The 21,172-nt window shown below is 61.3% G+C and carries 22 protein-coding genes; 7 read left to right on the forward strand and 15 right to left on the reverse strand.

Going from position 1 to position 21,172, the window contains the following annotated elements:
• Positions 1-2 precede the first annotated feature (2 nt).
• Genes ASD64_RS04645 through coaD form a run of 4 tightly spaced genes read right to left on the reverse strand, consistent with a single transcriptional unit; the run spans position 3 to position 2,109 of the window.
• The gene (locus ASD64_RS04645) at positions 3-452 is read right to left on the reverse strand and encodes a DMT family transporter (RefSeq protein WP_156460011.1); all 450 of its coding nucleotides are present in this window, start codon (positions 450-452) and stop codon (positions 3-5) included.
• Positions 453-462: 10 nt separating this feature from the next.
• Positions 463-978 carry a peptidylprolyl isomerase gene (locus ASD64_RS04650; protein ID WP_056101362.1) on the reverse strand — a complete coding sequence of 172 codons (516 nt, stop codon included), beginning with the start codon at positions 976-978 and terminating at the stop codon, positions 463-465.
• A 24-nt stretch (positions 979-1,002) separates the two neighbouring features.
• Positions 1,003-1,590, reverse strand: coding sequence for a peptidylprolyl isomerase (locus ASD64_RS04655; protein WP_056101365.1), 588 nt, complete (start codon positions 1,588-1,590; stop codon positions 1,003-1,005).
• Between the two features lie 18 nt (positions 1,591-1,608).
• Positions 1,609-2,109 carry a pantetheine-phosphate adenylyltransferase gene (coaD, locus tag ASD64_RS04660; RefSeq protein ID WP_056101369.1) on the reverse strand — a complete coding sequence of 167 codons (501 nt, stop codon included), beginning with the start codon at positions 2,107-2,109 and terminating at the stop codon, positions 1,609-1,611.
• Between the two features lie 293 nt (positions 2,110-2,402).
• Between coaD and ASD64_RS21350 the strand changes: the two genes are divergently transcribed.
• Positions 2,403-2,555 carry a hypothetical protein gene (locus ASD64_RS21350; protein WP_200957797.1) on the forward strand — a complete coding sequence of 51 codons (153 nt, stop codon included), beginning with the start codon at positions 2,403-2,405 and terminating at the stop codon, positions 2,553-2,555.
• A gap of 33 nt (positions 2,556-2,588) precedes the next feature.
• Here ASD64_RS21350 and gyrA read toward each other — a convergent pair whose 3' ends face one another.
• Complete coding sequence (gene gyrA, locus ASD64_RS04665) at positions 2,589-5,372, reverse strand: DNA gyrase subunit A (protein WP_056101370.1); 2,784 nt, start codon at positions 5,370-5,372, stop codon at positions 2,589-2,591.
• Between the two features lie 252 nt (positions 5,373-5,624).
• On the opposite strand from gyrA, the gene ASD64_RS04670 reads away from it, so the two are divergent.
• The 6 genes from ASD64_RS04670 (at position 5,625) to ASD64_RS04695 (ending at position 11,548) form a co-directional block, all read left to right on the forward strand.
• Positions 5,625-6,254 (forward strand): MarC family protein, encoded by a 630-nt coding sequence (locus ASD64_RS04670; protein WP_056101590.1) that lies wholly within the window; start codon positions 5,625-5,627, stop codon positions 6,252-6,254.
• Positions 6,255-6,389: 135 nt separating this feature from the next.
• On the forward strand, positions 6,390-7,736 hold the full coding sequence (locus ASD64_RS04675) for a substrate-binding protein (RefSeq protein WP_056101373.1): 1,347 nt from the start codon (positions 6,390-6,392) through the stop codon (positions 7,734-7,736).
• An 86-nt stretch (positions 7,737-7,822) separates the two neighbouring features.
• Entirely contained in the window at positions 7,823-8,848 is a 1,026-nt protein-coding gene (locus tag ASD64_RS04680; RefSeq protein WP_056101376.1) for a branched-chain amino acid ABC transporter permease, read from the forward strand.
• Between the two features lie 3 nt (positions 8,849-8,851).
• On the forward strand, positions 8,852-10,006 hold the full coding sequence (locus ASD64_RS04685) for a branched-chain amino acid ABC transporter permease (protein WP_056101380.1): 1,155 nt from the start codon (positions 8,852-8,854) through the stop codon (positions 10,004-10,006).
• 4 nt (positions 10,007-10,010) lie between these two features.
• Positions 10,011-10,778, forward strand: a complete 768-nt coding sequence (locus tag ASD64_RS04690; RefSeq protein ID WP_056101383.1) for an ABC transporter ATP-binding protein — start codon at positions 10,011-10,013, stop codon at positions 10,776-10,778.
• A gap of 2 nt (positions 10,779-10,780) precedes the next feature.
• Positions 10,781-11,548 carry an ABC transporter ATP-binding protein gene (locus ASD64_RS04695; protein WP_413813575.1) on the forward strand — a complete coding sequence of 256 codons (768 nt, stop codon included), beginning with the start codon at positions 10,781-10,783 and terminating at the stop codon, positions 11,546-11,548.
• 119 nt (positions 11,549-11,667) lie between these two features.
• Here ASD64_RS04695 and ASD64_RS04700 read toward each other — a convergent pair whose 3' ends face one another.
• The 10 genes from ASD64_RS04700 to rpsM form a co-directional block, all read right to left on the reverse strand.
• The gene (locus ASD64_RS04700; protein WP_056101385.1) at positions 11,668-12,474 is read right to left on the reverse strand and encodes an ATP12 family chaperone protein; all 807 of its coding nucleotides are present in this window, start codon (positions 12,472-12,474) and stop codon (positions 11,668-11,670) included.
• 8 nt (positions 12,475-12,482) lie between these two features.
• Positions 12,483-13,397 carry a DMT family transporter gene (locus tag ASD64_RS04705; protein ID WP_413813573.1) on the reverse strand — a complete coding sequence of 305 codons (915 nt, stop codon included), beginning with the start codon at positions 13,395-13,397 and terminating at the stop codon, positions 12,483-12,485.
• A complete protein-coding gene (locus ASD64_RS04710; RefSeq protein WP_056101598.1) occupies positions 13,394-14,380 on the reverse strand; it encodes an RluA family pseudouridine synthase in 987 nt (328 codons plus the stop codon). Before ASD64_RS04710 ends, ASD64_RS04705 begins: the two co-directional genes overlap by 4 nt.
• A gap of 221 nt (positions 14,381-14,601) precedes the next feature.
• Positions 14,602-15,912: a replication-associated recombination protein A gene (locus ASD64_RS04715; protein WP_056101395.1), complete on the reverse strand. Its 1,311-nt coding sequence runs from the start codon at positions 15,910-15,912 to the stop codon at positions 14,602-14,604.
• A 62-nt stretch (positions 15,913-15,974) separates the two neighbouring features.
• Positions 15,975-17,465 carry a DegQ family serine endoprotease gene (locus ASD64_RS04720; RefSeq protein ID WP_056101397.1) on the reverse strand — a complete coding sequence of 497 codons (1,491 nt, stop codon included), beginning with the start codon at positions 17,463-17,465 and terminating at the stop codon, positions 15,975-15,977.
• A 93-nt stretch (positions 17,466-17,558) separates the two neighbouring features.
• The gene (locus ASD64_RS04725) at positions 17,559-18,239 is read right to left on the reverse strand and encodes an ankyrin repeat domain-containing protein (protein ID WP_244480706.1); all 681 of its coding nucleotides are present in this window, start codon (positions 18,237-18,239) and stop codon (positions 17,559-17,561) included.
• Between the two features lie 205 nt (positions 18,240-18,444).
• Complete coding sequence (rplQ, locus tag ASD64_RS04730) at positions 18,445-18,873, reverse strand: 50S ribosomal protein L17 (protein ID WP_056101400.1); 429 nt, start codon at positions 18,871-18,873, stop codon at positions 18,445-18,447.
• A 104-nt stretch (positions 18,874-18,977) separates the two neighbouring features.
• Positions 18,978-19,988 (reverse strand): DNA-directed RNA polymerase subunit alpha, encoded by a 1,011-nt coding sequence (locus ASD64_RS04735; protein WP_056101603.1) that lies wholly within the window; start codon positions 19,986-19,988, stop codon positions 18,978-18,980.
• A 100-nt stretch (positions 19,989-20,088) separates the two neighbouring features.
• A complete protein-coding gene (gene rpsK / locus ASD64_RS04740; protein ID WP_056101402.1) occupies positions 20,089-20,478 on the reverse strand; it encodes a 30S ribosomal protein S11 in 390 nt (129 codons plus the stop codon).
• A gap of 129 nt (positions 20,479-20,607) precedes the next feature.
• On the reverse strand, positions 20,608-20,976 hold the full coding sequence (gene rpsM / locus ASD64_RS04745; RefSeq protein WP_056101405.1) for a 30S ribosomal protein S13: 369 nt from the start codon (positions 20,974-20,976) through the stop codon (positions 20,608-20,610).
• Positions 20,977-21,172: the final 196 nt, after the last annotated feature.

Raw genomic sequence — 21,172 nt, forward strand, 5'->3', positions numbered from 1 at the left:
TTTCAGTAAATCCGGATCAGAACCGCTCCGGCAAGCAGCAGCATGGCCCCTGCCATGCGTCCGACCGAAATCTCACGCACGGCGAGACCGAGAAAGCCAAGGCGGTCAACGACTATACCGGCGAGCAATTGGCCCGCAACCACGAAACCCATCGTAGCTGCCGCGCCAAGCCGCGGCGTAAGGATGATGACGGCGGTAACGAACGCCGCCCCGAGACAGCCGCCGACGAAGAACATCCACAGCGGCGGCACGCGCCAGCCGATCGAAATGCCTTGCGCCTGCGAAAAGACAGCCGAAACGAAGGCCAACGCCACCGCTCCCGCCAAGAACGAGGAGGCAGCCGCCGCGACCGGCATGCCGAGACCTTTGCTGAGCGCGGCGTTGATCGGCGCCTGGATGGCAAGGAAAGACCCTGCCACCACGCCGAATGCCCCCCAAAGCAGGCTCCAGATCATTCAGATGTCAGGCCGCGACGTCGGCAGCGACCTTCATCGACACGATCTTGTCGGGATCCGGTACCGGTTCGCCGCGCTTGATCTTGTCGACATTGTCCATACCTTCGATGACCTGGCCCCATACCGTGTACTGGCGGTTCAGGAACCCGGCATCGTCGAAGCAGATGAAGAACTGCGAGTTGGCCGAGTTCGGGTTCTGGGAACGCGCCATCGAGCAGGTGCCGCGGCCGTGGTTGACGTTGGAGAACTCAGCCTTCAGGTCCGGCTTGTCGGAGCCGCCCATGCCGGCGCGGCCGGGATTGAAATCCTTGCCGCCGGACTTGCCGAACTTGACGTCGCCGGTCTGGGCCATGAAGCCATCGATGACGCGGTGAAAGACGACGCCGTCATAAGCGCCTTCGCGGGCCAGTTCCTTGATGCGGCCGACATGGCCGGGCGCCAGGTCGGGGAACAGTTCGATGACGACCTTGCCCTGGGTCGTTTCCATGATGAGCGCATTTTCGCGGTCCTTGATGTCAGCCATTTGCAATAATCCTTATGAATCCAGTTACTTGTTGTCGGAGGCGATGCGCACCTTGATCATGCGGTCGGGGTCGGCGACCGACCCGTTCTGCGCATCATCGCCCTTCTTGATGTTGTCGACGAGTTCCATGCCGCTCTCCACCTGGCCGACGACGGTGTACTGGCCATTGAGCGAGTCGGCCGGCGCGAACATGATGAAGAATTGCGAATTGGCAGAGTTCGGATCCTGGGCGCGCGCCATGCCGACGACGCCGCGCACAAAGGGTTCGGCAGAGAATTCCGCCGGCAGGTCGGGAAGCGCCGAACCGCCGGTGCCGGCTGCACCGGCATTGTAGCCTTCCTTCATGTCGCCATACTGGACGTCGCCGGTCTGGGCCATGAAGCCATTGATGACGCGGTGGAAGGCGACGTTGTCATATTCGCCTTCGCGCACCAGCTTCCTGATCTGCTCGACATGCTTCGGCGCAAGATCGGGCCTGAGCGCGATGGTGACGTCGCCATCCTTCAGCGTAATGATCATGGTGTTTTCGGGATCGGCGGCGGAAGCCGGAACCGAGAAGGCTGCAAGGCCAGTGAACAGGGCAGCCAGCGCCAGGAATTTCCTGCGATACATGGATGGGTCTCCGAAGGGCTATTTCGCGAATTTGGCAACGAGCGGGCCAACGACCGCCGCCGGAACGAAGGGGCGGATGTCTCCGCCCATTGAAGCGATCTGGCGCACGAGTGTGGCGGTAATGGTTCGCACCGAGGGGCTGGCAGGCAAAAAAACGGTCTGCAGTTCGGGCGCCATGGTCTCGTTCATGCCTGCCATCTGCATCTCATAATCAAGATCAGTGCCGTCGCGCAGGCCGCGGATCATGATGGAGGCTCCTTCGCGCCTGGCCGCGTCTATGACCAGACCGTCAAATGCCACCACCTTGATGCGGGCGCCATCGCTGCCCAACTCGTCCCTGGCCACTTTTTCAATCAGCACCACCCGCTCCTCGAACGAGAACAGCGGCTTCTTGCCGGGGTGGATGCCAATTGCCGCATAAATCCTGTCCGCAACGGCCAAGGAGGCCTTGAGAACGTCCAGATGGCCGTTGGTCAGCGGGTCGAAGGAGCCGGCATAGATGGCAATGCGTTCAATCATGGCAAGTGCTTCTAAAGATACGCCCGCCCAAAGGCAAACCCGTTCGCGCGTCTTGCAACGCTTTAGAGCGCCGTGCGTCCTTTCAGACGCACAAAGGACGCTCTAACACTTTGAATGAGCATCGGAATAGTCCGAAAACCGAGTACACTTTTCGGTCCGATGCTCCAAGCCTCGATGAACGGCAGATGAATGCCCTGCTCAGCACCCATTCAAGCCGAATTCACCACAGTGTGAGCGAGGATGGCTGAAACCAAAGCGCGCCCCACGCGTTCCAATGGTCAGGAGATACGCTGATGATGATCTACATGCTCGCCACTGCCATGACCGTAGCCATGCTGATCGCAACCGTTTTCGGCCTGCATCAGGAAGCTGAACGCGCCCGCACCAAGAGCACAAAACGCGTTGACAGCTTCGGCTTACGAACCCGCCGGCACCGCGATTTCTAGCGCCACCAGCCCGGTGCTAACCGGGCCGACGCATCAGTCGAGGCTTGTTTCCTTGTCTGACGGAACCGCTTCCAGATCGCCGTTGGCCTCTTCGTCGTCCGTGTTCGGCTCCGAAATCCGTTCGACCGAAACCACTTTTTCGCCGTCTGCCGTGTTGAAGATGGTTACGCCCTTGGTGGCGCGGCTGGCGAAACGAATGCCCGCCACAGGAACGCGGATGACCGTGCCACCGTCCGACACCAGCATGATCTGGTCGTCATTGCCGACCGGGAATGTGGCTACGAGGCGGCCGATTTCATCGACCTTGGAGACATCGGTGGCGCGGATACCCTTGCCACCGCGCCCGGTGAGCCGGAAATCATAGGACGACGAGCGCTTGCCGTAGCCGAGTTCGGTCACCGTCAAAACGAACTGCTCGTGGTCTTTCAGGAATTCGTAGCGTTCGTCGGAAAGCTGTGCCTCCTCGCCAACCTCTTCGTTGGTGAGCGCGATCTCCTCTTCGTCGCCATTGCCCAACAACGCGCGGCGCTCGACGGCGGAGCGCTTGAGATAGGCAGCACGTTCCGACGGGTCGGCATCGACATGCTCGATGATGGTCATGGAAATGGCGCGGTCGGTATCGGCCATGGAAATGCCGCGCACGCCTACCGAATTGCGGCTTTGGAATACTCGCACGTCGGCGACACGGAAGCGTATGCACTGACCGGAATTGGCCGTCAGGAGCACGTCGTCATTGTCGGTGCAGGTCTCGACGCCGAGAATCTCGTCGCCTTCTTCCTCCAACTTCATGGCGATCTTGCCATTGCGGTTGACCTGGACGAAGTCCGACAGCTTGTTGCGCCGGACTGTGCCGCGCGTCGTGGCGAACATGACGTCCAGATCGCCCCAGCGTGTCTCGTCCTCGGGCAGCGGCATGATGGTGGTGATGCGCTCGCCCTGTTCCAGCGGCAGCATGTTGATCAGCGCCTTGCCGCGCGATTGCGGGCTTCCGATCGGCAGGCGCCAGACTTTTTCCTTGTAGACGATGCCGCGCGAGGAGAAGAACAGCACCGGCGTGTGGGTGTTGGCCACGAACAGCCGCGTGACGAAATCCTCGTCCTTGGTCGACATGCCGGAGCGGCCCTTGCCGCCACGACGCTGCGCCCGGTAGAGCGACAGCGGCACGCGCTTGATGTAGCCGGAATGGCTGACGGTAACGACCATGTCTTCGCGCTGGATGAGGTCTTCGTCGTCCATGTCGGCGCCGCCATCGGCAAGCTCGGTGCGGCGCGGCGTGCCGAATTCATCGCGCACGGCCACAAGCTCGTCCTTGACGATCTGCTGGATGCGGGCGCGCGAGGAAAGGATGTCGAGATAGTCCTTGATCTCGTCGCCGATGGTGTTCAATTCGTCGGCGATCTCGTCGCGGCCAAGGGCGGTCAGGCGCTGCAGGCGCAGTTCAAGGATGGCGCGCGCCTGCTCCTCGGAAAGATTGTAGGTGCCGTCGTCATTGATGCGATGGCGAGGATCGTCGATCAGCCGGATCAACACCTCGACATCGGCCGCCGGCCAGCGCCGTTCCATCAACTGCTCGCGCGCCGTTTGCGGATCGGGCGCGGTGCGGATCAGCTTGATGACTTCATCGATATTGGCAACCGCGATGGCAAGGCCGACGAGAACGTGGGCGCGGTCGCGCGCCTTGCGCAGCAGGAACTTCGTGCGCCGGCTGATCACTTCCTCGCGGAAAGACACGAAGGCCTTCAGCATGTCGATCAGCGTCATCACTTCCGGCTTGCCGCCGTTCAGGGCAACGACGTTGGCGCCGAACGAGGTTTGCAGCGGCGTGTAACGATAGAGTTGGTTGAGGATGACCTCGGCGTTGGCGTCGCGCTTCAGTTCGATGACGACGCGGTAACCCTGACGGTCGCTCTCGTCGCGGATGTCGGAGATGCCTTCGATGCGCTTGTCGCGCACCAGTTCGGCCATCTTCTCGATCATCGACGACTTGTTCACCTGAAAGGGAACTTCGGTGATGACGATGGCTTCGCGGTCGCCGCGCATGTCCTCGACATGCACCTTGCCGCGCATGATGATGGATCCGCGGCCTGTCGAATAGGCATTGTAGATGCCTGAACGACCGAGCACGATGCCGCCCGTCGGAAAATCCGGGCCTGGAATGATCTCCATCAAGTCCGGCAGGTCGATGGCCGGATTGTCGATGAGGGCAACGGCGCCATTGCAGACTTCAATCAGGTTGTGCGGCGGGATGTTGGTGGCCATGCCCACCGCGATACCGCCCGAGCCGTTGACCAGAAGGTTCGGGAAACGGGCCGGCAGGACACGCGGCTCGTGCGAAGACGCGTCATAGGTGTCCTGAAAATCGACAGTGTCCTTGTCGATGTCTTCCAGAAGCTCGTGTGCGACCTTGGTGAGGCGTGCTTCTGTGTAGCGCATGGCCGCCGGCGGATCGCCATCGATCGACCCGAAATTGCCCTGCCCGTCGATGAGCGGAACGCGCAACGACCAGTCCTGCGCCATGCGCACCAAGGCGTCATAGATCGAGGCATCGCCGTGGGGATGGTACTTACCCATGACGTCGGCCACCGGACGAGCCGACTTCACGTATTTGCGGTTCCAGTGGTAGCCGCTTTCATGCGCCGCATAGAGGATACGCCGGTGCACCGGCTTCAGGCCGTCGCGCACGTCGGGCAACGCCCGGCTCACGATCACACTCATGGCGTAATCGAGATAGGAGCGCTGCATCTCCTCTATGATGGAAATCGGTTCGATGCCGGAAGGGCCGCCGTCGGCGTCGCGCGGTGTGTTCTGGTCGGTCAAATTGGATCACGCAGTCTTGGGAATCACTCTATTCTTATATAGGAACGGTTGCAGATTCTCCAACAGTCAACGATATTTTCCAACGCTGATTTCCTCCAATATTTCAAATGGATATGCCTTATTGTCCTAAATACTGATGAAATATTCGACGCAGCAGGCGAAACGGCCCGCGCGGATGGCCGCACCATTGTGCATCGACGGCTGGCGTCCGGCCGTCGACCGCGCTAATTTACTAAACAGGGGGAGCAGATGATGCCGAGTTTCGATAGCCTTTTCAATGCTTTCGTCACCATCCTCGTGACTATCGACCCGCCGGGCCTGGCGCCTCTGTTCCTTGCAGTCACGCGCGGCATGAACCGTCAGCAGCGCCAGCAAGTTTCCATACGCGCCTCGACCATCGGCTTTGCCGTGATGGCGCTTTTCGCCATCGCGGGCGCCTCGATTCTTGCCGTGTTCGGCATCACGCTGCCGGCATTCCGCGTTGCCGGCGGCTTTCTGCTGTTCTTCATCGCCTTCGAAATGGTGTTCGAGCGCCGGCAGGACCGCAAGGAAAAGATCGGCGACGTCGCCATCACCCGCGACCACATCCACAATATCGCCGCCTTCCCGCTGGCGATCCCGCTGATCGCCGGACCCGGCGCGATCTCGGCCACGGTTCTGCTTTCAGGCTCGTTCCAGGGTTTTGCGGCACAAGCGGCATTGGTCGGCATCATTTTCATGTGCCTGGCAATCACCTATCTCGTGTTCGTCCTGTCGGAACGCATCGACCGCATTCTCGGCCATACCGGACGCTCCATCCTGACGCGCCTGCTCGGCGTCATCCTGGCAGCCCTTGCCGTGCAATTCGTCGCCGACGGCATCAAGGCGCTCATAGCCGGCTGATGCGATACCTTAGTATTATAACTTAAGGCTCATATTCCAAAGCCCAATTGAGGATTTCGCGCCGTCGGGTACCGTTTGGTACCTGCGACGCTTCGGGAGGGAGTCGCCGGAGCACAACCTTATGGGAGGATTTTTATGTCCAAGTTTATCATGACGCGTCGTGGTCTTTTGCGGGCCGGCGCGGCGTCGGGCGTAGCGCTCGCCGCACCGATGCACTTCATCCGCGGCGCCTATGCCGAGGATATTTCGTGCAACATGCCGAAGGGCGACACCGTCACGTTCGGCTGGAGCGTACCGCTGACAGGCCCCTATGCCGACGAAGGCGCCGACGAACTGAAGGCGTTCCAGCTGGCCGTCAAGCACTTGAACGGTGAAGGCGACGGCGGCATGATCCCGACGATGAAGCCGGCCGCGCTGAAAGGCAACGGCGTTCTGGGCAAGAAGGTCGCCCAAGTCCACGGCGATTCGCAGACCAAGACCGACGCCGCCCGCGACAACTCCAAGCGCATGATCGAGCGCGACGGCGCGATCATGATCTCGGGCGGGTCGTCGTCTGCCGAAGCCGTGGCCGTGCAGAGCCTTTGCCAGGACATGGGCGTCATCCACATGTCCGGCCTGACCCACTCCAACGACACCACCGGCAAGGACAAGAAGCGCTACGGTTTCCGCCACTTCTTCAACGCCTACCAGTCGGGCGTGGCGCTCGGACCCGTCATCGCGGAAGCCTATGGCAAGGACCGCAAGGCCTATCACCTGACGGCCGACTACACCTGGGGCTGGACGCAGGAAGAATCGATGAAGGCCGCCACCGAAGCACTCGGCTGGCAGACCGTCGCCGCGGTGCGCACGCCGCTCGGCTCGGCCGACTTCTCCCAGTACATCACGCCTGTGCTCAATTCTGGCGCCGACGTGCTGATCCTGAACCACTACGGCAAGGACATGGTGAACTCGCTGACCCAGTCGGTTCAGTTCGGCCTGCGTGACAAGGAAGTGAACGGCAAGAAGTTCGAGATCGTCGTGCCGTTGTTCTCCGAATTGATGGCGCAGGGCGCTGGCGACGCGGTCAAGGGCATCTACGGCACCAGCAACTGGGACTGGAAGCTCGACGACGACGCAACGAAGGCCTTCACCAAGTCGTTTGGCCAGGAATACGGTGCACCGCCCTCGCAGGCCGCGCATACATGCTACGTGCAGGCGCTGCTCTACGCCGACGCCTGCGAACGCGCCGGGACTTTCTTCGCCCCTGCCGTGATCAAGGCGCTGGAAGGCTTCGAGTTCGACGGCCTGGGCAACGGGTCGACGCTCTACCGTGCTGAAGATCACCAGTGCATGAAGTCGTGCCTGGTGGTGCAGGGCAAGGAAAACCCCAAGGACAAGTACGACCTGATGGAGATCGTCAAGGTCGTTCCCCGCGAGGTGACCACGTACGATCCGGCGATCTTCGGCGGCGAACTCGGGCCATCCGACGCCAAGCAGTGCTGACGGCATAACACCGAAACAAACCCGGCTGCCCCACGGCGGCCGGGTCCTTCGATCTGGCACGCTAACTCGTTCACAGGCTGGTGGGCATGGACGCTATTTTGCTGCAAATATTGAACGGTCTCGACAAGGGCGGCGCTTATGCGCTGATTGCACTTGGTCTTACCCTTGTCTTCGGCACACTGGGTGTCGTCAACTTCGCCCACGGCGCGCTGTTCATGTTGGGCGCATTCTGCGCCGTCACGTTCAACAAGCTGCTCAATCTCGAAAGCGTTGTGATCGACCCCAGCCAGACGACGGCCTGGGGTACGCCGCTTGAAGTCCGCACGCCCTACATAGAGGCCCTGCTCGGCGACTTCGGCGCATATCTGCACGATTATTCCGTTCCCTTCTCCATCCTGCTCGCCATACCCGTGATGCTCATCATCGGCATCGTCATGGAGCGCGGACTGATCCGCCATTTCTACAAGCGGCCACATGCCGACCAGATTCTGGTCACCTTCGGCCTTGCCATCGTCATCCAGGAAATCATCAAGCATTTCTTCGGCGCAAACCCCATTCCGCAGCCGGCGCCCATGGCTTTCGGCGGTACAGCCTATGTCGGCGAAATCTTCGGCATGGGGCAGACGCTCGCCTATCCATGGTGGCGCATCATCTATTTCCTGTTCTCGCTCGGCGTGATCGGAGCGGTCTTTGCGTTCCTCCAGTTCACCACTTACGGCATGGTGGTCAGGGCCGGCATGCGCGACCGCGAGACGGTCGGCCTGCTCGGCATCGACATCGAGCGGCGCTTCACCGTCGTATTCGGACTGGCCTCGGTGGTCGCCGGCGTGGCGGGCGTCATGTACACACCGATCCTGCCGCCGGACTACCACATGGGCATGGAGTTTCTGGTGCTGTCCTTCGTGGTCGTCGTCGTCGGCGGCATGGGTTCGCTGGGCGGCGCGGTGGCTGCCGGCTTCCTGCTCGGCATCCTGCAATCCTTCGCCTCGATGAACGAGGTCAAGGCGATTATTCCCGGTATCGATCAGATCATCATCTACCTTGTCGCCGTCGTCATCCTGTTGACACTGCCGCGCGGGTTGATGGGTCGCAAAGGCGTGATGGAGGACTGATCCATGTTCAAAGGCCTCTCCCGCAACGACTGGATCATGCTCGCCGGCTTCACCGCCTTCGTGCTCCTGATGCCAATCATCCTGCAGCCGATCGGCGCCGCCTATCCAGCGCTGATGCAGAAATTCTGCATCTTCGGCATCTTCGCCATCGGCTTCAACATCCTGTTCGGCCTGACCGGCTACCTGTCCTTCGGTCATGCCGCGTTCCTGGGCGTCGGGTCTTATGCCGCGGTCTGGTCGTTCAAGCTGTTCACCATGAACATCATCCCGGCGATTTTCATGTCGGTGTTCTTCGCGGCGATCTTCGCCGTCGTCATCGGCTATGTGAGCCTCAGGCGGTCGGGCATCTATTTCTCGATCCTCACGCTGGCATTTGCCCAGATGTGCTACAATCTGGCCTACTCCGTGCTCACCCCTTTGACCAACGGCGAAACCGGCCTGCAGTTGACGTTGCGGGATCCACGCTGGATCGACGCAATGTTCCATGAGCCGGGCGCCGGACTGCCGAGGGCGACCCTGTTCGGCCTCGAGACCAGCGGCGGCGGCCTGGGCGGCTTCTATCTTTGCGCCGTGGCGCTGATCATCTGCTTCTACATCTCGATGCGCATCTTCCGCTCGCCATTCGGCATGATGCTTCGCGCCATAAAGTCGAACCAGAACCGCATGCGCTACACCGGCTTCGACACCCGCCCCTACTTGCTCGCCGCCTTCGTCATTTCGGGCGTCTATGCAGGCCTCGCCGGCAGCCTGATGGTCGCGACCGACCCGCTGGCGGGCGCCGAGCGGATGCAGTGGACCGCATCGGGCGAAGTGGTGCTGATGACCATACTGGGCGGCGTCGGCACGCTGATCGGCCCGGTGGTGGGCGCGGCCGTCATCAAGTACTTCGAGAACATCTTCTCCTCGTTCGGTCCGGATACCCTCCATGGGGTCTTTAGTTTCCTGCCCGATACGATCGAGAACGCACTGGTTTCATTCCTCTCGCTGTTCGTCGGCGAAGGTTGGAACCTGACGCTCGGCGTCATTTTCGTACTGCTCGTGGTCTTCATGCCGGGCGGCATCATCGAAGGCCTGCGCCGCCTGTGGGTCATCTTCACCCGCCGACGCGGCGGCGGCGATGCCGTGCCAGCGGCGCCCCATCCCCAACCGGCGGAGTAATCCGATGAGCGACAAAAACATCGTCCTGCATGTCGCCGACGTCCACAAGCGCTTCGGGGGTCTGCACGCACTGGCGGACGTCGACCTGCAGGTCGAGGAAGGCACCGTGCATGCCATCATCGGCCCTAACGGCGCCGGCAAGTCGACGCTGCTCAATGTGTGCGTGGGCCGCATCAAGCCGGACCGGGGGCAAGTCGTTTTCGACGGCCAGGCGCTCAACAACCACCAACCGCACCAGATCAACCAGCTTGGCGTCAGCCGGGTCTTCCAGACGCCGGAGATTTTCGCCGACCTGTCGCTGCTTGAAAACGTCATGATCCCGGCCTTCGCCAAGCGCGACGGGGCCTTCCGTTTCAACGCCTCCTCCCCCGTCGCCAAGCAAAAGGACATCCGCGAGAAAGCGGAGGCGGCGCTTGAAGACGTCGGCCTGCAGAACAGACGCAACGTCGAGGCCGGCAGCCTGTCGCGCGGCGACAAGCGCCGCCTGGAACTGGCCATGTGCCTGGTGCAGAATCCGCGCCTGTTGCTGCTTGACGAACCGACGGCCGGCATGTCGCGCCATGACACAAACAGCACTATCGACCTTCTCAAGCGCATCAAGAGCCGCGGCATGACCAAGGTCATCATCGAACACGACATGCATGTCGTGTTTTCACTTGCAGACAAGATAAGCGTGCTTGCGCAGGGACGCATCATAGCGGACGGTACGCCCGAAGATGTGCGGGCAAATCCCAAGGTCAAGGAAGCTTATCTCGGGGAGGCACAAACATGAACATGGCCGCGCATTCCGAAAAAGACTTCACGGGGGGAGCGACGAAAGTGGCGGACAACGAAGCCGAGCCGTTCTTCAGCGTCAGAGACATCCACGCCTATTACGGCGAATCCTACATCGTCCAGGGTGTTTCCTTCGACATTCGCAAGGGCGAAATCCTGTCGCTGCTGGGCCGCAACGGCGCCGGCAAGACCTCGACCCTGCGCACATTGGCGCGTGTGGCATCGCCACAACTGGCGTCTGGCGAAATCTGGCTTGAAGGCAAGCCCATCCACAAGATGAAGTCGCATCAAGCGGCGCAGGCCGGCGTGCAATTGGTGCCGGAGGACCGGCGCATCATCGGCGGCCTCTCTGTCGAGGAAAACCTGATCCTTGCCCAGGTGGCAGAACCGAAGGGCTGGGAATTGCAGCGCATCTACGAGCACTTTCCACGCCTGGCCGAACGGCGCAAACAAGAGGCGACGACGCTTTCGGGCGGCGAGCAACAGATGCTTGCGGTGGCACGTGCCCTGGCCCGCGACATCAAGATCCTCTTCCTCGACGAGCCTTACGAGGGACTTGCGCCGGTCATCGTCCAGGAGATTGAAAAGATCGTCCAGCAGATCCGCGAAATCGGCATCACCACCATCATTGTGGAACAGAACGCGGTTGCGGCGCTGAGGCTTTCAGACCACGCCGTCATCATGGACACCGGCACCGTCGTGTTCAGCGGCACGGCCAAGGAAGTGCTCGAAAACGCCCAGCTTCGTCACGAATATCTGGCGATATGAGGAAGCGGGGGAACAGCGAGTAGCGATCGGAGACTGCAGGCTTCCAGACCGGAGACGGTTCCGGCCTGGATGAGAACGTGGCTTCCCGCCCCTCTTGTATCGCCAGCTATTTCAACTGGCTATTCGCCAATCTTTTCCTGTTCGAGCGCGCCCAAAAGCGCCGCTGCGGCCACGAAATCCCGCTTGCGGTGCGAGCGCCGGGCAACGGCTTCGGCGTCCTGCCCCCATTGCTCGATCTGCCAGTCCTCATCCACATGAGCGGCAAGCCAGGCGGCGTCGACATCCAGTTCCCCGGCATCGGCGGCAAGGGCCAGCAGGGCCGAACCGGTTAGCGACGTCATGACGTGCAAAGCGGCCAACCGGAACGGATTGGCGTTTCTGGCCAGATGCGCACCAAGAACAGCGATCGATTCCCTTGGCTGCTCGACATGGATCACACCCTCAGCAAGGTTGAAGCGCGCACTCAGTGTAACCTGGACCCAATCCAGCACCGGGTCCCAGTGCGTGTTTTGGCGCTCCACGAGGCCCTGTGGCGCATCGGCTCGATAGCAAAGCATATCGGAGGCGGCAAAGCGCAAAATATCCTCCAGCACGGCCTGCGGATCGACCGCCACACCAACGATCGCGGTGTTGGCCAGCCGCAAGACGGGCATCGATACCGGGTCGATGACCTCCTTTTGCACTTCGAACTCCGAGGCGACAAGCAGTGCCGCCGGTTCGGTCGGCAGAGCCAGCAACGCCTTGCCCGGCGTGCGCACCGGCTTGCCATCGAGATGCACGGCGAAGCCAGCCGCCTCCTTCGAAACCGAGGCGGCCTTGTAGAACCGCTTCGGCAACGGCGTCTTCATCTGGATTTGCGCACGACGCACCGGATCCGGATCGGACAGATAGTTGCCGGCTTCGAGGTCTTTCAAAATATCCCGCATCACAGTTCCTAACCGATGATCTGCTTGCGCACCGGCCGATTGACGATGATCAACCCGATAGTGATCAGCGCCAAGGCAATGAAAATTCGAGCGCTCAACGCCTCACCCAGAAAGACAGCTCCGCAAAGCACGCCAAATACAGGCGTCAGGAAGGCGAAACTCGACAATCCGGACGCCGGGTAGCGCCTGAGCAACCAAAACCACAGGACGTAGGTGAAGGCAACGATGTAGACCGCCTGGAACAGCAAGGCGGCTGTTGCCGCGGCGGTGACATCGCGGATCGGATGCTGGGCCAAAGGCAGAGCGATGAAGCCGACCACGGCTGCCCCCGCCAATTGATAAAGAAGCACCTTCTCCGCGCCGATGTTGGTCAGTCTCGATCGCTTGATGACGAGATTGGTAAGCGCCCACAAAATGCCGGCACCAAGGCTCAAAAGATCACCCATCAGCGCCCCGCCGGTGCCCAATTTATCGGAAAACACCGTGGCGAGACCGAGAAATGCCAGAACCAGCCCAGCCAGTTTTCGCCTGGTGAAGTGCTCGCCCAGAAAGAAATGGCCGCCGATCAGCATCCAGAACGGCATGGCGTTGACGAGGAGCGTGTTGCGGGCGACCGTTGTCTGCTCCAGTCCGATGTAGAGGAACAGGAACTCAAGGCCGAACAGCGCCCCCGCCACGGTCCCGGCGACGAGCGTTCCATCGCGCTCAAACAAGGCGATGCCGCGCCAGCGGCACCAGCCAACGACCAGCAGGCCGCCAATCAACGCCCGAGCGATTGAAATGAAGACGGGGTCAAAGCCGCCGTAGGCAATTTTCGCGGCAACATAGTTGAGGCCCCACGACAGCGTCAGGCCGAGCATCATGGCCGTTGCGGCCACGTCGATGGCATCGCGCCGTTCTATGCCATCGACGGCAGCGCTCACGTGTCGTCCTCAGCGCTCTGCAGGTCAAAGCCGATCAGGTTCCAGCTCTGGCGCATGTGCGGTGGCATCGGCGCCGTGACATCGATCTTGCCGCCATCGGGATGCGGGATGACGATGCGACGGGCATGCAGGTGCAGCCGGTTCTGGAGGCCGCCGGGAAACTCCCAGTTGGTATCGGCCTCGAAATATTTGGGATCACCGATGATCGGGCACCCGATATGGGCCGCGTGGACACGAAGTTGGTGGGTGCGGCCGGTATAGGGTTCCATCTCCAGCCAGGACATCGACTGCGCGGCCTGCTCGATGACGCGATAGTAGGACACCGCGTGATCGGCGCCCTTCTCGCCATGTTTGGCCACGCGCACGCGGTCACCGTCGGGCGTGGGTTCCTTGATCAGCCAGGTCGAAATCTTGTCTTCGCGCTTGGCCGGTACGCCCTTCACCAAGGCCCAATAGGTTTTCTTCGTCTCGCGGGCGCGAAACGATTCCGACAGTTTCATCGCGGCAAGACGGGTGCGGGCGACAACCAGCACGCCGGACGTATCGCGGTCGAGGCGATGGACAAGGCGCGGCTTCTCGCCCTTCTTGCTGCGCAATGCCTCCAGCATGTCATCGACGTTGCGCGTGACGCCCGAACCACCCTGCACGGCAAGTCCGGCCGGCTTGTTGAAGACGTAGACCTTGGCGTCTTCGTGCAGCAGCATCCTGGCCAGAACGTCACCATCGTCCTGGTTGCGGATGGAATAGCCGGTAAGCTGGCCCTCGCCCTTCTTGTCCACGTCGAGCGGCGGAATGCGGATGACCTGACCGGGCTCGACGCGCGTGTCGGTCTTGGCACGGCCGCCGTTGACGCGGACCTGGCCCGAGCGCAGCAGCTTTTGCAGATGTCCGAAGCCAAGCCCCGGGAAATGGGTCTTGAACCAGCGGTCGAGCCGCATGCCGGCCTCGTCGGCCCCAACCGTTAGCTGTTCTACGCCTGCCATGTGCCTGTCCGCTTGATCGCCGGGCATCTTCAAGGATGCGCAAATGGCGATTCATCTGTTGGTTGGAGCATCGGAAATACCCGAAAGCCGGTTTCCACTGTTCAGTCCGATGCTCTTTTCTGGAAGCGGGCAATAGCACCAAGCGCCGGCATTTGCGAGCCGGCTTGCGGCCGCAGCATCGGGCCGAGGCCGGAATCGTTCGGATACGCGCAACAGCGCGCCTACATGCCGCGTTCCTTGCGCAGCTTGGCCCAATATTCGAGCCGTTTCCTCACCTCCCGCTCGAAGCCACGCTCGGGCGGATCGTAAAAGGTCCGGCGGCCCATTTTCTCCGGGAAATAATCCTGCCCGGAGAAGGCTTCCGGTTCGTCGTGGTCGTAGCGGTAGCCCGAACCGTAGCTTTCTTCCTTCATCAGCTTGGTCGGCGCATTGAGGATGTGCTTGGGCGGCAGAAGCGAGCCATGTTCCTTGGCGGCGCGGGTGGCTGCCTTGAACGCGTTGTACACGGCGTTGGATTTGGGAGCGGTCGCCAGATAGACGCAAGCCTGCGCGAAGGCCAGTTCGCCCTCTGGCGAGCCCAGATAGTCGTAGGCATCCTTGGCCGCATTGGCGACGACAAGAGCCTGCGGATCGGCCAGGCCGATATCCTCGACAGCCATGCGAACCAGCCGGCGTCCGAGATAAAGCGGATCTTCGCCGGCATCGAACATGCGGGCGAGATAGTAGAGGGCGGCATCTGGATCGGAGCCGCGCACCGACTTGTGCAAGGCGGAGATCAGGTTGTAGTGGCCGTCCTGCCCCTTGTCGTAGATCGGCGCGCGGCGCTGGACGATGCGCATGAGGCCCTCGGCGTCGAAAACCTCACCGGGTTTCGCCGCTCGCCACACTTCTTCCGACAGGGTAAGCGAGGCACGACCATCGCCATCCGCCATGCGAACAAGGGACGCCCTCGCCTCCTCGTCAAGCGGCAAAGGCTTCGCCTCAGTTTCCTCGGCACGCTGCAACAGCTTGGCGATGCTGTCTTCGTCCAGAGAGTGAAAGACCAGCACCCGCGAGCGCGACAGAAGTGCTGCATTGAGTTCGAAGGAGGGATTTTCCGTTGTCGCGCCGACCAGAACGACGGTGCCGTCTTCCATGACGGGGAGGAAGGAATCCTGCTGGGCACGGTTGAAGCGATGGATTTCGTCGACGAACAGCAGCGTCTGGCGACCGTTGGCGCGCCGCAGCCTGGCTGTTTCGAACACCTTCTTCAGGTCGGCGACACCGGAGAAGATGGCCGATATCTGCTCGAAGGCAAGACTGGTTTCCCCGGCGAGCAGCCGCGCTACCGTGGTCTTGCCGGTGCCGGGCGGCCCCCAGAAGACCATCGAGCCGAGCGTACCGGAAGCAATCATGCGCGTCAGCGCACCGTCAGGCCCGGTCAGATGCTCCTGGCCGACAACCTCGCCAAGGTTCTGCGGGCGCAGCCGGTCGGCCAGCGGCCGGCCAAGCGAGGCCTTTTCCGGTTGATCGGGACTGAACAGATCGGCCATTTTCCACTCTGTCGCGCGTGCCGAATTGTCCGGTCAGGCGCAGTCACTTTCGGCAATGAAGATCAGTAACGCAACACCTGGCGAAGCAGCTGGCCGTCGCGCTCAACGGTGAAACGCCACCAGCGCGTGCTCTGCTGCGATGCGTCCGCCAGCTTCCTTGCGTTGTCGATCGTCTGGCCATTGACCTCGCGCACGATATCGCCGGGCTGGAGGCCAAAATCGGCCGCTGGGGAATTGCGGTCGACGTCGACTACGGCGACACCCTTGATGTCGGCCTTCATGCCCAGACGCTGGGCAAGACGCGGCGACATTTCCGCCACCTTGGCCCCGGCGAACGGACTGCGGCCGCGCAGCAGGATCTCGGCGGAGGCAGCACCTTCTGGCGCACGCACAAGGGCAATGTCGAGTGTCTTTTCCTCACCCTTGGAAAGCACGCCCAATTCGGCGGTCGCACCGATCGGCTGCGTGGCCAGCCGATAGCCCAGCGCATCGACATTCTCGATCATCGTACCATTGAAGGCCAGAACCACGTCGCCCGGCTTGAGGCCTGCCCTTTCCGAAGGGCCGGCCGGCTCCACCGCCGACACCAGAGCGCCATGGGGCGATTCCATGCCGAGCGATTCGGCGATTTGCGGCGTCACCGGCTCGAACGTCGCGCCGATATAGGGCCGTTCGAAGAAATCATGCCCGGTTTTCGCAGCTTCCACGAAGGCTCGCACCATGTTGGAAGGAATAGCGAATCCGATGCCGATGGAACCGCCGCTGCGGCTATAGATAGCGGTGTTGATGCCGACGAGCTGGCCCGCCATGTTGATCAGGCCGCCGCCGGAATTTCCCGGGTTGATGGCCGCATCGGTCTGAATGAAGAAGCCGGAATCGGAAATGCCGATATGGCTTCGCGCCAAGGCCGACACGATGCCGCTGGTGGTGGTCTGGCCGACACCGAACGGATTGCCGATGGCCAGCACCAGGTCACCTACCTGAAGTGCGTCGGAATCACCGATGGCAATGACCGGGAAAGGCTTGTCGGAATCGATTTTCAGGACCGCCAGATCGAGCGTTTCGTCCTTCAGCATAACCTTGCTGGTGAATTCACGACCGTCCGACATCGCGACCTTGACCTCGTCGGCGTCCTTGATGACGTGGAAATTCGTGACGATGATGCCGGTCGGATCGACGAGCACCCCTGAACCCAGCGACGATTGCGCCCGCGGCATGGAACGACCGAAGAATTGCTCGAAGAACGGGTCGCCGTCGAAAGGCGACCTCACCTTCGCGGTCTGCGAGGCATAGACGTTGACGACGGCTGGTGCCGTTTCCTTGACCAGCGGCGCGAACGACAACTGCATTTCTTCGCGGCCGAAAGGCACGCGCTGATCCGGGCCGGCGGTGGCTTTGTCATCCTGAGCGCCATGCAAGAGGTCCGTCAGGACATCGGAAAGGCCCGGACCCTCGCTTTTCTTGTCCTGCGCCACAGCCTGAGTGCCAAGCGGCGCGGCCAAAAACAGCATCAGGGAACCAATAATGGCAGCAGTCAACTGTTTGGCACGCATTCGCGAATCCTCCGGGCATGGTCGCGCGCCATTGTCGCGACGATTGTGCAAAATGAAAGGCTGACGAACCGAAATCCGGCTATTGTTTTGCCGTTACGGCCTTGGGCCGGACTCGACCCGGGAAGCGATCTCGGAAAAGCCATTGCGACGGGCATGGTCAAGCGGCAAGGCCCCCTCCCTGTCGGGAATATTACTGGCGCCGGCATCCACAAGAAGGCCAACGATTTCCTGATAGACCGGGCCGCCGTCGCCCAGGATCACTGCTTCGATCAAGGCGGTCCAGCCGAGGTTGTTGACGTGGTCGATATCGATGCCCGTTTCAAGCAGGACGCGCACGGCATCCGGATGGCCGTGGTGAGCCGCCGGGATCAACGCGGTACCGCCATAGCGGTTGGTGTCCTTAAGATCGGCCCGGCCCGTAGCCAGGATCGCCTTCAGGATTTCGGTACGCCCTTCGGCACCGGCATAAAGGAAAGGCGTGTCGTGGATTTCATCCTTGGCGTTGACGTCTGCTCCCGCTGCAATCAGCGCCTTGGCGATTTCGACTTCGTTGTCACGCGTGGCGAGAAGCAGGCCGGTACGCCCTTGGGAATCGCGAGCTTCAAGGTCCGCGCCTGCCTCGATGAGTTCGTGGACGCCGGGCACATCTCTGTCGGCGATAGCGGTAATGAGCATGGCCTTGTCCTTTCCAGTATCGGCTGAGGAGACACCGGGCATGGCGGCCGCGGCAATCGCGGCGAACACCAGAAGCGCGAAACGCATCGTCGTCGGCATGAACCACCCTTTCACATCAGCTCCGTTAGATCACTTCGCATCCTGACGGATGCATAGTTGCGACCTGTCCCTTTGTTGAGCATCGGATTTTCCGAAAACCGGATTCCATTTTTCGGTCCGATGCTCAGGAAACGATGTAGTGGCATAGAGCCAACAAAAAAGGGGCCCATGGGGCCCCTTGAACTGTTTCAAGAAAATCCGAAGCTTATGCGGCTTCGGATTCGGTGGCGCCTTCGGCCTCGATGCGGTCGCGGTCAGCGGCGCCCTTGGCGGAAGTATCGCGATCAACGAACTCGATCACGGCCATCGCCGCATTGTCGCCCTTGCGGAAGCCTGCCTTCATGATGCGCAGGTAGCCGCCGTTGCGGGTGGCGTAGCGCGGTGCAATCGTATCGAACAGGCGCTTGACGACATCTTCATTGCCGATCTGGGCAATGACCTGACGACGAGCGTGCAAGTCGCCGCGCTTGCCGAGCGTGACCAGCTTCTCGACGATAGGACGCAGATCCTTCGCCTTCGGCAAGGTGGTGACGATCTGTTCATGCTCGATCAGAGACACGGCGAGGTTGGCGAACATAGACTTGCGATGGCTTATGCTGCGGGCAAAGCGGCGGCCTTTGAAACCGTGGCGCATGGCTCTTTTCCTTCTTTAGCTATTCAAGAGGCCGCGGCCTCTGATGGTTTTCCGCATGACCGTCGGGCCAGGCGGCTTGCGCCGCTGGCCCTCGGAATTCATGCTCAATATTGGTCTTCGTAACGCTTTGCGAGATCTTCGATGTTTTCCGGCGGCCAATCCGGCACTTCCATGCCGAGGTGAAGGCCCATGGCCGCCAGCACTTCCTTGATCTCGTTGAGCGACTTGCGGCCGAAGTTCGGGGTGCGCAGCATCTCGGCTTCGGTCTTCTGGATCAGGTCGCCGATGTAGACGATGTTGTCGTTCTTCAGGCAGTTGGCGGAACGAACCGAAAGCTCCAGTTCATCGACCTTCTTGAGCAGAGCCGGGTTGAAGGCGAGTTCGGTGACCGCTTCGGTCGCGACTTCCTTCTGCGGCTCGTCGAAGTTGACGAACAGGGCAAGCTGGTCCTGCAGGATGCGAGCGGCAAATGCCACAGCGTCCTCGCCGGTGACAGACCCGTCGGTCTCGATGGTCATGGTCAGCTTGTCGTAGTCGAGAACCTGGCCCTCGCGGGTGTTCTCGACCTTGTAGGAGACCTTCTTGACCGGAGAATAGAGGCTGTCGACCGGAATCAGCCCGATCGGCGCATCCTCTGCGCGGTTGCGCTCAGCCGGCACATAGCCCTTGCCGGTATCGACGGTGAACTCCATGCGGATTTCAGCGCCTTCGTCCAGCGTGCAGATGACGTGATCGGGATTGAGGATCTCGACGTCACCAACCGTCTGGATGTCACCGGCGAGCACAGCACCGGGGCCCTGCTTGCGCACAACCATGCGCTTGGGACCATCGCCCTCCATCTTGATGGCGATTTCCTTGATGTTGAGGACGATGTCGGTCACGTCCTCACGCACACCGCCGATCGAGGAGAACTCGTGCAGCACGCCATCGATCTGGACGGCGGTGACGGCGGAGCCGCGCAGCGACGACAAAAGCACGCGGCGCAGCGCGTTGCCCAAGGTGAGGCCAAAGCCACGCTCGAGCGGCTCGGCGACCAGAGTGGTCAAAGTCTTTTTCTTCGACGAGAACTCGACCTTGTTCGGCTTGATCAGTTCCTGCCAGTTTTTCTGGATCATGTTGGCTTCCTTCCGCTTCCCCACCACCATCCAATCGTGGTGGGCGATCTGGAAAAACGCAAAAGCGCCAAGTGGCGCTCAAGCGATGAATGTGAATGGGTCAGACGCGGCGCTTCTTGCGCGGGCGGCAGCCATTGTGCGGGATCGGCGTCACATCGCGGATCGAGGTGATGGTGAAGCCGGCAGCCTGCAGAGCGCGCAGCGCCGATTCACGGCCGGAGCCCGGGCCGCATACTTCGACTTCCAGCATGCGCATGCCGTGTTCCTGAGCCTTCTTGGCAACATCTTCAGCGGCCATCTGAGCGGCAAACGGGGTCGACTTGCGCGAACCCTTGAAGCCCTGAGAGCCAGCCGACGACCAGGCAATCGCGTTGCCCTGCGCGTCCGAGATGGTGATCATTGTGTTGTTGAAGGTCGAATTGACGTGGGCAACGCCCGACGAGATATTCTTGCGTTCGCGACGGCGAACCCGAGCGGCTTCCTTGGCCATGGTATTCCTTTCAGTTGATCTCTACACCGCCGTAGTTCCAGCGGCTCCACCTTGGAGAGCGAGTAACGAAATAGCGAATAGTGAGCAGGGTTTCCCTATTCGCTACTCGTTGTTTCCTATTCGCTCGCCTTACTTCTTCTTGCCGGCGATCGCCTTGGCAGGGCCCTTGCGGGTGCGCGCATTGGTGTGCGTGCGCTGGCCACGAACCGGCAGGCTGCGGCGATGGCGCAGGCCGCGATAGCAGCCGAGGTCCATCAGTCGCTTGATGTTCATGGAAACTTCGCGGCGCAGATCGCCTTCGACCTGATAGTCGCGGTCGATGGTTTCGCGGATCGCCAGAACCTCGGCGTCGGTAAGTTGGTTGACGCGGCGTTCAGCCGGGATGCCGACCTTGTCGACGATCTCCTGGGCAAATCTCTTGCCGATGCCGTGAATGTACTGCAGCGCGATGACGACGCGCTTGTTGGTCGGAATATTGACGCCGGCTATACGAGCCATCTGTTCTCATCTCCATGTGGGGCGGCTGACTTTCAGGTCTGGCCGACGCTGTTCAAATGACCCGCGTCCGGTGGAGGCCGGCCCTTGCGGGTGTTCCTTCTTCAAAGCAGCCGACCTGTCCGTACGGACAAGCAAGCCTCATGCCTGATAGGGAGACGGGCCGCCATACTCCAGCCAGCCTGTCCCGTCAAGGGCA

It is taken from the genome of Mesorhizobium sp. Root157 (assembly GCF_001427385.1).
GTDB lineage: Bacteria > Pseudomonadota > Alphaproteobacteria > Rhizobiales > Rhizobiaceae > Mesorhizobium.